The sequence below is a fragment of the Domibacillus sp. 8LH genome (assembly GCF_038806185.1).
GTDB classification, from domain to species: Bacteria; Bacillota; Bacilli; order Bacillales; family Domibacillaceae; genus Domibacillus; species Domibacillus indicus_A.
Genome location: NZ_JAVJNG010000001.1, coordinates 612,590 through 624,233, shown reverse-complemented (window position 1 = coordinate 624,233; position 11,644 = coordinate 612,590). Strand labels below are relative to the sequence as shown.

Sequence of the window (11,644 nt, the reverse complement as noted above, 5' to 3'; positions counted from 1 at the left end):
ACCCGGCAGCAGGCATTTTTTTTGTGGAGCAAATTCACTTTTTACTTTAAGTTTTCTGGATTCAAGCCTTCAAGCTCCAGCAGAACAAACCGGCCATCCTTTCGGATCAATACATCATCAAACCATATTTCACCGCCGCCGTATTCCGGACGCTGAATATTGACCATATCCCAGTGAATATTCGACTGATTGCCGTTATAAGCATCTTCGTAACATTCACCGGGCGTGAAATGAAAGCTGCCGTCAATTTTTTCATCGAATAAAATATCCTGCATCGGATGAAGAATATAAGGATTGACACCGATGGCAAATTCACCAATAAACCGAGCCCCCTCATCAGTATCAAAAATGTCATTAATTCGTTTAACGTCGTTGGCATGTGCATCAATAATTTTCCCATTTTCAAACCGCAGTTTTATGTTTTCAAACGTAAAGCCATTATAAGGAGAAGGCGTATTAAAAGAAATAACGCCGTTCACAGAATCACGCACAGGCGCTGTGTATACTTCACCATCTGGAATATTCAGCTGGCCCGCGCATTTAACAGCAGGAATATCTTTAATGGAAAAAGTTAAATCTGTTCCAGGTCCTTTAAGCTGTACGCGGTCTGTGCGGTTCATGAGCGCTACAAGCGGCTCCATCGCTGCATCCATTTTGCTGTAGTCCAGGTTGCATACATCGAAATAAAAGTCTTCAAACGCCTCTGTGCTCATTTTGGCAAGCTGCGCCATAGAAGATGTCGGATAGCGAAGAACAACCCATTTTGTTTTCGGTACCCGAATGTCACGGTGTACCTTTTTGCCGATCGTATTGCCGTGGATTTTCATTTTTTCTGCCGGCACATCAGCATGCTCATTTATATTATCACCGGCCCGCAGACCAATATAAGCGTCCATTTCCCTCATTACATTCGCTTCGAAATCGGCCATAAGGTCAAACTGGCCTTCCTGCGCACCCATCAGAAGCGAGCGGTCTACTCTGTGGTCCTTTAACAGCACGTAGGGCCATCCTCCAGCTTTATATGCTTCTTCTACCAGCGCAGTGACCAATTCGCGCTGCAGGCCAAAGTTTTCAATCAATACTTTTTCACCGGGTTGTATTTGGCAAGAGTAGTTGATCAAATTGGCAGCTAATGTTTGAATGCGTGAATCTTTCATAAAATCATCCTCCTAATCCTTTTTATTGTACGATTTCCCGAAACTTTGTGCAAAAAGCAGGAAATTTAATTGTAAAAAAAGAAATAATAAAATTAGTGTTTATAATCATAGGCACAGGGTAATTTTATTACATAAACATACGTTGGAGGTGTCCCGGAGTGGAAATTATTCTTTATTTGAGTGCGGCAGTTGCGGCTATCGCGTTTTTAATTCTGGTCCTTAATTTGTCCAGAACATTAAAATCCGTCGATAACACGCTTGATACGCTGTCCCGTACAGTTGACCGCCTAGAAGGGCAATTAAAAAATGTGACAGCGGAAACGGCTGAACTGTTACATAAAACGAATGCGCTGGCTGAGGATGTTCAGCATAAAACGGAGCAGCTTAATACAGTTGTTTATGCTGTAAAGGATGTTGGTTCATCTGTTCATAACTTGAACCATTCATTGAAAAAGGTGACAACAACCGTTGCATCCCAAGTAGAAAAAAATCAATACAAAATTTCTCAAGCTGTGCAATGGGGAAATGTTATAAAGCAGCTGGTTGACAAATTTAAACAGGACGAAAAAACCACAGCAGGTTCCCCGTCCCCAGCAGGGCGCACGGAAGCTTTACCAGCCCCAGCTTACAAAAACAACGACATATAAATGACTAAAAAGTAAAGCATAACGACTAAATTTGAAGAGGAGCGTTTACCCATGAGAACTAAAAACACATATGATCAGTTTAATATTAAAAAGAATGGGGTTAATTCACCTCAATATCCAATTCAGGCTCAGCCTCAATATGACAGCTTTGATTTGAGTACAGACCGTTATGATTATGAAGAGTCAATGAATACGAAAGACTTTGTTACAGGCGCTATCTTTGGTGCAGTTGTTGGTGCTGCGGCCGCTTTGGTGCTTGCACCTAAATCAGGTACAGAACTGCGCAGCAGCTTAAATTCGCAGGCCGGCTCTTTAAAAGAGCGTGCCAGCGGCTTAACGGATACGGCAAAAGATAAAACATCTTCTTTAACAAGCGCAGTGCAGGAAAAATCTTCTGCTTTAATGGATAAAGTAAAGTCCATGAAGTCATCTGACAATGCTGACTCAGGAACTGGAACAATGAATTTGGATTCGGCATCGCTGGATGAGAAAAAAGAAGATGCAAAATCGGTTGTAGACAGCGTAGCAGAAGCGGTAAAAGATAAAGTAGATACAACAGCTGATACAGCTAAAACAAAGCTTGATGAAACAAAAAAGGCGTTTGACGAAGCAGAAAAAGCAAAAAATAATTCAAATCAAACAAGTAGCAATACATCAAGCAATACATCAACCTCAACAGCAACGGTTTCGAGCACAACAGCATCAACGAATGCTACTTCTGCCGGATGGGTGGACCCAGCTGACAAAGGTATTAATGAAAAAAAGAAAAACGGCGGTTTAAATAACAACAATAACAACAATAACAACAGCAACAGAAATAACAACAACTCAAATAAAAAGTTTAACAACAAATAAGAACAGGCCGGACTTGTTCCGGTTTGAGAGTGTAGACAAAGTAAGAAAGCAGGCTGATTGAAAACGTCTGGCTTTCCTGGAACGCTGTCGGCTGAGAAGAGGAGTGACCTTTCGGGATCATGAGCATTCACAGCTGGCAAGTGACGCCGAAAGCGGGCGTTTGTCAACAGCTTAAAGCCGGACTGGTTCCGGCTTTTCATTTTGAAAAAGGAGCTGTCAGGATGCAGAAGATTATGTATATTGCGGAGTTTGAAGAACTTTTGGAAAGAAACGAGCCTTTCTTTTTACTAAAGCATAGTACCACATGTCCCATCAGTGCTTCCGCATACGAAGCATACGAATCATTTATAAAAGACCCTGCTTCTGGTCAGCAGGGGGTCTACCTGGCGGTCCAGGAAGCGCGGGAATTATCCAATCATATTGCTCAGGTGACGGATATTCGACATGAATCTCCTCAGGTGATTTATTTTAAAAATGGAAAACCGGAGTGGAATGAATCTCATTGGAAAATCACAAAAGACCAGCTTGCTTCCGTTCTATAAGTCAAACCCAAACGAATTTCGTTTGGGTTTTTTTTTAGTTCTTTTACTTTAATGCTTAAAAGCGTTTTAGTGATAAAGTAAAATTATCGTGACTTTTCCAAACGGTTGATTTATAATAAATGTAATTAAGAATTGAATACGGCACTTGTTTGCTTTGAATTGAGGAAATATTTCGATTATATCAGTGTGGAAGGATGAGACATGTGAGCAATCAGGAACTAGAACAGTTAAGAAGCAGAGTGGATGAAATGAATGTCCAGCTGCTAAAGTTAATTAACGAACGGGCAGAACTTGTTCAAGAAATCGGGCGCATCAAAGAAAAACAAGGTGTTAACCGTTATGATCCAGTTCGTGAACGCTCGATGCTTAATAATTTACTAGATAAAAACGATGGACCGTTTGAACGTTCCACTATTGAACATATTTTCAAAGAAATTTTCAAAGCAGGTCTTGAACTTCAAGAAGATGATCACCGAAAAGCGCTTCTTGTTTCAAGAAAGAAAAAGCAGGAAGATACTGTTGTGACGGTGCGGGGCCATAAAGTAGGCGATGGCAATGTTACGTTTGTTTTTGGACCTTGCGCGGTTGAATCATACGAGCAGGTAGCAGAAGTGGCAAAATCGATCAAAGGCAAAGGATTGAAAATGATCCGTGGCGGTGCCTACAAGCCGCGTACGTCTCCATATGATTTCCAGGGACTTGGCTTAGAGGGGCTGAAAATTCTAAAGCGCGTAGCAGATGAATTTGACCTTGCTGTTGTCAGCGAAATTGTCAATCCGGCTGATATTGAAACAGCCTGTGAATATATCGATGTCATTCAGATCGGTGCCCGTAATATGCAGAATTTTGAGCTTTTAAAAGCAGCAGGGGCTGTGAAAAAGCCTATCTTGTTGAAACGCGGTTTAGCGGCTACCATTGATGAATTTATTAATGCAGCAGAATATATTCTTGCCCAAGGAAACGATCAAGTCATTCTTTGCGAGCGGGGCATTCGTACTTATGAACGTGCTACGCGAAACACGCTTGACATTACCGCGGTGCCAATTTTAAAACAAGAAACGCATCTTCCTGTTTTCGTAGATGTTACGCATTCAACTGGACGCCGTGATCTTCTTCTTCCAGCGGCAAAAGCAGGTATCGCAATCGGGGCAGACGGAATTATGGCAGAAGTGCATCCGGACCCGGCCGTTGCCCTGTCTGATGCAGCTCAGCAGATGAATTTGCAACAATTTGATGAATTTTATGATGAGATTTTAAAATCTGTAACAGTAAAAGCATAAAATTAGAGCTCCTGTGTTTGCACAGGAGCCTTTTTTCGTTAATATAGAGAGAAAGAAACGAAAAGGAGCTATTACCCGATGAATATTACGATTTATGATGTAGCAAGAGAGGCAAACGTGTCGATGGCAACAGTATCGCGCGTAGTAAATGGAAACCCGAATGTGAAACCGGCAACAAGAAAGAAAGTAAATGATGTAATCGAGCGTTTAGGCTATCGTCCGAATGCGGTTGCACGTGGGCTGGCGAGCAAAAAAACAACAACTGTCGGGTTAATCATTCCTGACATTTCAAATATTTTCTATGCAGAGCTTGCACGCGGAATTGAAGATATTGCGACTATGTATAAGTACAACATTATTTTAAGCAACTCGGATCAAAACGAAGAAAAAGAAATGCATTTAATTCAAACGATGCTTGGCAAACAAGTAGACGGCCTTATTTTTATGGGCAATCACATTACAGAAGAGCATGTAAAAGAATTTGACCGTTCACCAGTACCGATTGTGCTGGCGGGATCTGTTGAAACATCCGGAAAAACAGCTTCTGTTAATATCGATTACAAAGAGGCCGCTCGTGAGGTGATGCAGTCTTTAATTGAAAACGGTCATAAGCGTATTGCTTACGTAGCCAGCCCGTTCCATGATGTGATCAACACAGAGTATGCGCTTGCGGTATACAAAGAGGTGCTTGAAGAAGCGGGTCTTTACGATGAATCCCTTGTTGTAGAAGGCGATTACACATATGATTCTGGAATTGAAGCATGGGAGAAGCTAAGCGAAGCAGATGAAAAGCCAACGGCTGTATTTGTTTACAATGACGAGATGGCTCTTGGTGTTGTTCACACAGCTCAAGAAGCAGGTCTGTCTATTCCAGATGATCTTGAAGTAGTCAGCTTCGATTCAACAAAGCTGTCTTTAATGGTGCGTCCTCAACTGACAGCGGTTGCGCAGCCGCTATATGATATTGGTGCCGTTGCAATGCGTTTGTTAACAAAGCTGATGAACAAGGAAGAAGTAGAAAACCCAGTCGTGGTACTGCCGCACCGCATTGAAAAGCGCGGCTCAACGAAAGCATAAGAAAAACAGCATAAACAATAAAAACCGGGCAGGCACAGTGTAAAAAAACTGTGCCTGTCCGGTTATTTTTTTTGATCACGGAGCGGATAAAGAAGCTTGTCCACCGTCAGCTGGTTCTTTTCTGTAATTTCGCTTTTTCGTGGGATAGCAGGGTACATATCAGGCGGATCTGTCCAGGACGAGGGAAGGGGATGCGGTGCTTTCGGCTGCCACTTTGCCGTCCAGCCCTCTGGAAATGTTGCGGCAAGATGCTGCTGTCCGCTCATCTCGAGCCATAGTAGAGACCAAGCGCGCGGAACAACACGCCATATATCATAGCCGCCCCCGCCAACCGCAATCCAGCGGCCATCACAGTATTCGTGAGCGAGCTCATGGGCCAGTGCTGGAATATGCTTGTAAATGTTAATCGTAGCGGACAAGTGCGTTAGCGGGTCATAATAATGGGCGTCCGCACCGTTTTGCGTTAAAATCACATCCGGCTTGAAAAAGTGCGTCACTTCACGCAGCGTCGTTTCATAGGAAGCGAGCCAGGACTCATCTTCTGTAAATGCATCGAGCGGTACATTAAAAGAATAACCATAGCCTTGTCCATGTCCTCGCTCTGTTACACTGCCTGTTCCGGGGAAAAGGTAACGCCCTGTTTCATGAATCGAATACGTTGCCACATCCGGATCGTCATAAAAAGCCCACTGCACACCATCGCCGTGGTGGGCATCTGTATCTACATATAAAACCCGTGCTTTGTACTTTTTTTGCAAATACTTGATTGCAACGGCACTGTCGTTATAAATGCAAAACCCCGACGCTTTTCCGCGAAATCCATGATGAAGGCCGCCCCCTAGATGAATGGCATGATTGGCCCGGCCGGTCATCACCTGGTCAGCCGCGGTCAAAGCGCCGCCGACCAGAAAAGTACTTGCTTCGTGCATGTCTTTAAACATCGGTGTATCTTCTGTGCCAAGTCCGAATCCTTCACCGATTGATTCAGGCAATTCACCGCGTCCCGCTTTTTTTACTGCTTCTACATACTCACGGTCATGAATAAGCGTCAACTCTTCATCATCTGCCATACGAGGTTCAATGATCTGGCTGACGTCCAATGCATTCAGGTGACGAAGCAAATCAAGGGTCAGCGTAAGGCGAAACTGATTAAAGGGGTGATGTTCTGAAAACCGATATCGCAGTAATTGATCGGAATAAATAAAAACGGCATCATGGTTCATGAACGAATCCCCGGCATGTTTGGCCAAAGCACCTCATGGCCTTCTTTTTTCAAATCGTCGATGACGCCGACCGGATTCATCGTTCGAATATGTAAAACAATCACTTTATGTGTTGCAGCTGTGCGGTCCGGATAAACAAGAACACTTTGTACATTTACCCTCCGATGATGCATCACATGTAAAATCTCATATAAAACTCCTGCCCTATTCTCCACACGAACTTCGACGCGTGAACCAGGCTGGTTAACACCTGTGAGCTCTACAAAGGTATGAAGAACGTCGGTTTCTGTCACCAGCCCGATCACTTTGCCGTTTTGAACAACGGGCAGGCAGCTGATATGATGCTCATAAAAGGTTGCAGCGGCATCTTCAACAAAATCGAGCGGGTGTCCTGTAATCACATTTGTTTTCATAATAAGGCTGAGCGGCTTGTTTAATTGTTCAGAGCCGTTTTCTTGTTTTAAAATGGAGGGTGTCGCGTCTTTTATGTCTCGATCAGTCACCAGTCCGGCCAATGTATGATCTGCATCCAAAATAGGGATATGGCGGATTTTATGGTCACGGCAAAGCTGAAGAGCGGCCCCGATCGTATCGTCAGGGGTAAGTGTATGTATATGGACTTTCATAATTTCTTCAAGGACCACTGGTCAGCCCTCCTTTCTTAATACATAAAGCGGTTCATAAAACGTACCTGGTCAAATTTTCGAATTGATTCCTGATCTACTCTTGAACCAATTCGGACCATTAAACAATTCGCAGGATGAGAGCTGATTTCTGGATCGTCGGTTGCGTACCATACAAGTCCGCCGGCACCCATCATTTTCTCCATGATTTTACGATATTCCCACACATTTAAACCGGTTCCTTTTAAATCCCAATGCCAATAATATTCGGTTGTAATGGTAATATAGTCCTCCATTTGGTCATCCATCATAGCAACGTGCAGCAGCGTTTGGCCGACCCGTGCTCCCCGGTAATCCGGCGCTACTTCAATCGCGCCAAGCTCTATAAGATTATCAAGTTTTGCTTCTGACCACCGCTCTAGAGGGTCGGGATACAAAAAAGTAACATACCCAACGATCGTTTGATCATTTCTTGCAATAATAATCCGCCCTTCGGGGAGACCCGCAATTTCAATAAGAGCTTCAAGCTGCTGGTCAGGCTGGCGAAATGCTACCAGTCCTTCATGGAACTTGTACTCTGCAAGCTGTTCCGGCTCAATAGGACCTTCTACAATCAGTGTCCCGCTGGGTGTTTGTAATTCTTTTGAGTAATAGGTTTTGATATGTTCCATTAGGTCACCGCCTTCATAAATCTTCTATCCTAACCATATACATAAATAAACAATAAATAAAGCGTTTTCACTAAATTTTCATAGAATCCTTACAATCTTCATAATTTTAATTTTGTATAAATTGTGAAAAATATGGATGTGTTATATAATAAGGGAGCATTCATCATACAAAGGGGGAATCGGTTTATGAAATTGGAAGCGCTATCAGCTGTACAGGGAAATTATAATTTAGCAGATTATGATCAAACATATGCCTCTTTTGATTGGAAAGAAGCAGAGAAAGCTTTTTCCTGGTCCCAGACAGGTAAAGTAAATGCGGCATATGAAGCGATTGACCGTCATGCCGAGTCTGGCAAAGGGGAAAAAGTGGCGCTTTATTACCGGGATGCCAGCCGCAGTGAGCAATACACGTTCGCAGAGATGAAAGCAAATACAAACAAAGCAGCCAATGTACTAAAGCAATACGGAGATCTTCAAAAAGGAGATCGTGTCTTTATTTTTATGCCGCGTTCACCGGAGCTTTATTTCGCAGCATTAGGGGCAATTAAAGCAGGAGCTATTGTGGGGCCGTTGTTTGAAGCATTTATGGAAGGGGCTGTGCGGGACCGTCTGGAAGACAGCGAGGCACGCATGATTATTACGACGCCGGAGCTTGCAAGCCGTGTTCCAGTGGATGAGCTGCCGAAGCTGGAAAAAGTATTTATCGTGTCCGACAGCGTAGAAGAGGACGAAAAGCAAATAGATTTTATGCAAAAGTGGAAAGAAGCATCAGACCAGTTTGAGATTGAATGGGTAGATCGTCAAGATGGGATGCTGCTTCATTACACATCTGGTTCGACTGGAAAACCTAAAGGGGTTTTGCACGTACATAATGCAATGATTCAGCAATATCAGACAGCCAAGTGGGTGCTTGACCTGCAGGAAAGTGACGTTTACTGGTGTACAGCGGACCCGGGCTGGGTAACAGGTACAGCTTATGGCATTTTCGGCCCATGGCTGACAGGCTCTACAAACGTCATTGTTGGGGGACGCTTCAGTCCGGAGGCATGGTATGGAACGATTGAAGAGTATAAAGTAAGCGTTTGGTACAGTGCGCCAACAGCTTTCCGCATGCTGATGGGCGCTGGTGACGAAGTTGTGAAAAAATTTGATCTGTCGTCCCTGCGCCATATTTTAAGTGTTGGAGAGCCATTAAATCCGGAAGTTGTACGCTGGGGTAAAAAAGTTTTTGACCTTCGCATTCACGATACATGGTGGATGACAGAAACAGGGGCTCAAGTGATTTGTAACTATCCGTCAATGGATATTCGCCCGGGATCTATGGGTAAACCAATTCCTGGATTGAAAGCAGCGATTGTAGATGACCAGGGCAATGAGCTGCCGCCAAACCGAATGGGCAATCTGGCGATTAAAAAAGGCTGGCCGTCTATGATGGCGGCGATTTGGAACAATGAAGCCAAATACGAATCTTATTTTATGCCGGGTGACTGGTATGTATCCGGAGATTCCGCATACATGGACGAAGACGGTTATTTTTGGTTCCAAGGCCGCGTAGATGACGTCATTATGACAGCTGGTGAGCGTGTCGGCCCATTTGAAGTAGAGAGCAAGCTTGTCGAGCATCCAGCTATTGCCGAAGCAGGCGTGATTGGAAAACCAGACCCGGTCCGGGGCGAAGTGATCAAAGCATTTATTGCGCTTCGTGACGGATATGAACAATCGGACGACTTAAAAGAAGAAATCCGCCAATTTGTTAAAACAGGCCTTGCTGCTCACGCTGCTCCACGTGAAATTGAGTTTCGTGACAAGCTTCCGAAAACACGCTCGGGCAAAATTATGCGCCGTGTCTTGAAAGCATGGGAGCTTGATCTGCCAACGGGTGACTTATCGACGATGGAAGACTAACAAGTTTGAACGGCTGCTCCGCAAAAAAAGCGAAGCAGCTTTTTTAGTGAAGCAGGAGCATCACGTAACAATAGACAATTTCCGTTTGACAAACAAAGTGGTGCAGGCTACAATGTGTGTTATATTCAATAAACAAAGCGATGAACGGAATAAGTAGTCTGCTGTCCCTGTTACAAAGAGAGCTTTCGGCTGGTGGAAGAAAGCACAAACAGTGAGATGAATTACCTCCCGGAGCTTTCGCCGTGAACAATAAGTAGCGGCTGACGTCTGCCGTCGTTACCGGTATAGAGTGGAGAATGATTTTCTCAAGCCTGGGTGGTACCGCGCGTAAACAGCGTCCCTGCATTGATTGCAGGGGCGTTTTTTTGTTGAAAAAGGAGAGGATAATATGGAATTGTTAGAAGACTTAAAATGGCGGGGCATCGTCTACCAGCAGACAGACGAAGAAGGCATTGAAAAAATGCTGAAAGATGAAAAAATTGCTTTGTACTGTGGTGTCGATCCTACAGCAGACAGTATGCATATCGGTCATTTGCTGCCATTTTTAACACTGCGCCGCTTTCAGCAGCACGGCCATAAGCCTATTGTGCTGGTGGGTGGAGCAACGGGAACAATTGGCGACCCGAGCGGTAAAAAAGAAGAGCGTACGCTGCAGACGATGGAGCAGGTGCAAAAAAATGTGAACGGCCTTCGTGCTCAGCTGGAAAAAATCTTCTCAGTAGAAGGTGAAAATGGCGCTGTTCTTGTCAATAACTACGACTGGATCGGGTCTATGGATGTAGTGACATTCCTGCGTGACTTCGGAAAAAATATTGGTGTGAACTACATGCTGGCCAAGGATACAGTCGCATCACGGCTTGAGAGCGGCATTTCGTTCACAGAGTTTGCTTATACGATTTTACAGGCGATGGATTTCTACTATCTTCATAAAAATCACGGCTGCCGTATGCAAATTGGGGGCAGTGATCAATGGGGCAATATTACAACCGGCCTTGAAATGATCCGTAAACTAAACCCAGAAGGCGAGCAGGCATACGGCTTTACCATCCCGCTTGTAACGAAATCAGACGGAACAAAATTCGGAAAAACGGAAAGCGGCGCAGTATGGCTTGATCCGAAGAAAACATCTCCTTACGAGTTTTACCAGTTTTGGATTAACACAGCGGACGCTGATACAATCCGCTACTTGAAAATTTTCACGTTTCTTTCAAAAGAAGAAATCGAAGCACTTGAAGCATCAATGAAAGAAGAAGCGCACCTTCGTAAAGCACAAAAAGCGCTTGCAGAAGAAATGACGCGTCTCATTCATGGAGAAGAAGCGTTGGCTCAAGCGATCAATATTACAAAAGCGCTGTTCAGCGGGGACATTAAGTCATTATCTGCTGATGAAATCGAGCAGGGGCTTAAAGACGTTCCAAGCTACACGGCAGAAGGAGAGCTTCCAAACATTGTTGACCTGCTTGTCGACGCTAAAATTTCTCCATCAAAACGCCAGGCGCGTGAAGATGTGCAAAACGGCGCTGTATCGATCAACGGTGAAAAAATGACAGACACGGCTTATGTTTTATCGGAAGAAGACAAAATGGACGGCCGATTCACTGTCATCCGCCGCGGGAAAAAGAAGTACTTTTTAATTCAGTACAAGTAATTAATAAAGTGCATAT

At 44.1% G+C, this 11,644-nt stretch carries 11 protein-coding genes and 1 other annotated feature; of the genes, 7 read left to right on the top strand and 4 right to left on the bottom strand.

From position 1 onward, the window contains the following. Positions 1-41: 41 nt before the first annotated feature. Positions 42-1,157, bottom strand: a complete 1,116-nt coding sequence (locus tag RG959_RS03245) for an aminopeptidase (protein WP_342795918.1) — start codon at positions 1,155-1,157, stop codon at positions 42-44. Positions 1,158-1,315: 158 nt separating this feature from the next. Here RG959_RS03245 and RG959_RS03240 point away from each other — a divergent pair, with 158 nt between their 5' ends. From RG959_RS03240 to ccpA, 5 genes are all read left to right on the top strand, one after another. Continuing rightward, the gene (locus tag RG959_RS03240) at positions 1,316-1,804 is read left to right on the top strand and encodes a DUF948 domain-containing protein (protein WP_251269681.1); all 489 of its coding nucleotides are present in this window, start codon (positions 1,316-1,318) and stop codon (positions 1,802-1,804) included. A gap of 51 nt (positions 1,805-1,855) precedes the next feature. Beyond that, a complete protein-coding gene (locus RG959_RS03235) occupies positions 1,856-2,659 on the top strand; it encodes a YtxH domain-containing protein (RefSeq protein WP_342795917.1) in 804 nt (267 codons plus the stop codon). Positions 2,660-2,880: 221 nt separating this feature from the next. Beyond that, positions 2,881-3,201: a bacillithiol system redox-active protein YtxJ gene (gene ytxJ, locus RG959_RS03230; protein ID WP_342795916.1), complete on the top strand. Its 321-nt coding sequence runs from the start codon at positions 2,881-2,883 to the stop codon at positions 3,199-3,201. A gap of 203 nt (positions 3,202-3,404) precedes the next feature. Beyond that, the gene (locus RG959_RS03225; RefSeq protein WP_342795915.1) at positions 3,405-4,481 is read left to right on the top strand and encodes a bifunctional 3-deoxy-7-phosphoheptulonate synthase/chorismate mutase; all 1,077 of its coding nucleotides are present in this window, start codon (positions 3,405-3,407) and stop codon (positions 4,479-4,481) included. 78 nt (positions 4,482-4,559) lie between these two features. Next, the gene (gene ccpA / locus RG959_RS03220) at positions 4,560-5,558 is read left to right on the top strand and encodes a catabolite control protein A (protein ID WP_342795914.1); all 999 of its coding nucleotides are present in this window, start codon (positions 4,560-4,562) and stop codon (positions 5,556-5,558) included. Between the two features lie 62 nt (positions 5,559-5,620). On the opposite strand, the gene RG959_RS03215 is transcribed toward ccpA, so the two are convergent. The 3 genes from RG959_RS03215 to RG959_RS03205 are packed head-to-tail and all read right to left on the bottom strand — an operon-like array spanning position 5,621 to position 8,075. Continuing rightward, on the bottom strand, positions 5,621-6,781 hold the full coding sequence (locus RG959_RS03215; protein WP_342795913.1) for an acetoin utilization protein AcuC: 1,161 nt from the start codon (positions 6,779-6,781) through the stop codon (positions 5,621-5,623). Beyond that, positions 6,778-7,425 carry an acetoin utilization AcuB family protein gene (locus RG959_RS03210; RefSeq protein WP_342795912.1) on the bottom strand — a complete coding sequence of 216 codons (648 nt, stop codon included), beginning with the start codon at positions 7,423-7,425 and terminating at the stop codon, positions 6,778-6,780. Before RG959_RS03210 ends, RG959_RS03215 begins: the two co-directional genes overlap by 4 nt. A 17-nt stretch (positions 7,426-7,442) precedes the next feature. Further along, the gene (locus RG959_RS03205; protein WP_342795911.1) at positions 7,443-8,075 is read right to left on the bottom strand and encodes a GNAT family N-acetyltransferase; all 633 of its coding nucleotides are present in this window, start codon (positions 8,073-8,075) and stop codon (positions 7,443-7,445) included. A gap of 186 nt (positions 8,076-8,261) precedes the next feature. Here RG959_RS03205 and acsA point away from each other — a divergent pair, with 186 nt between their 5' ends. Further along, complete coding sequence (acsA, locus tag RG959_RS03200; RefSeq protein WP_342795910.1) at positions 8,262-9,980, top strand: acetate--CoA ligase; 1,719 nt, start codon at positions 8,262-8,264, stop codon at positions 9,978-9,980. A 131-nt stretch (positions 9,981-10,111) separates the two neighbouring features. Then, positions 10,112-10,325, top strand: a binding site (T-box leader). 43 nt (positions 10,326-10,368) lie between these two features. After that, positions 10,369-11,628 carry a tyrosine--tRNA ligase gene (gene tyrS, locus RG959_RS03195; protein ID WP_342795909.1) on the top strand — a complete coding sequence of 420 codons (1,260 nt, stop codon included), beginning with the start codon at positions 10,369-10,371 and terminating at the stop codon, positions 11,626-11,628. Positions 11,629-11,644: the final 16 nt, after the last annotated feature.

Coding starts and splice junctions, on each gene's coding strand:
- RG959_RS03245 (WP_342795918.1), bottom strand. CDS start 1,157: ATGAAAGATTCACGCATTCAAACATTAGCTGCCAATTTGATCAACTAC.
- RG959_RS03235 (WP_342795917.1), top strand. CDS start 1,856: ATGAGAACTAAAAACACATATGATCAGTTTAATATTAAAAAGAATGGG.
- ytxJ (WP_342795916.1), top strand. CDS start 2,881: ATGCAGAAGATTATGTATATTGCGGAGTTTGAAGAACTTTTGGAAAGA.
- ccpA (WP_342795914.1), top strand. CDS start 4,560: ATGAATATTACGATTTATGATGTAGCAAGAGAGGCAAACGTGTCGATG.
- RG959_RS03215 (WP_342795913.1), bottom strand. CDS start 6,781: ATGAACCATGATGCCGTTTTTATTTATTCCGATCAATTACTGCGATAT.
- RG959_RS03205 (WP_342795911.1), bottom strand. CDS start 8,075: ATGGAACATATCAAAACCTATTACTCAAAAGAATTACAAACACCCAGC.
- acsA (WP_342795910.1), top strand. CDS start 8,262: ATGAAATTGGAAGCGCTATCAGCTGTACAGGGAAATTATAATTTAGCA.
- tyrS (WP_342795909.1), top strand. CDS start 10,369: ATGGAATTGTTAGAAGACTTAAAATGGCGGGGCATCGTCTACCAGCAG.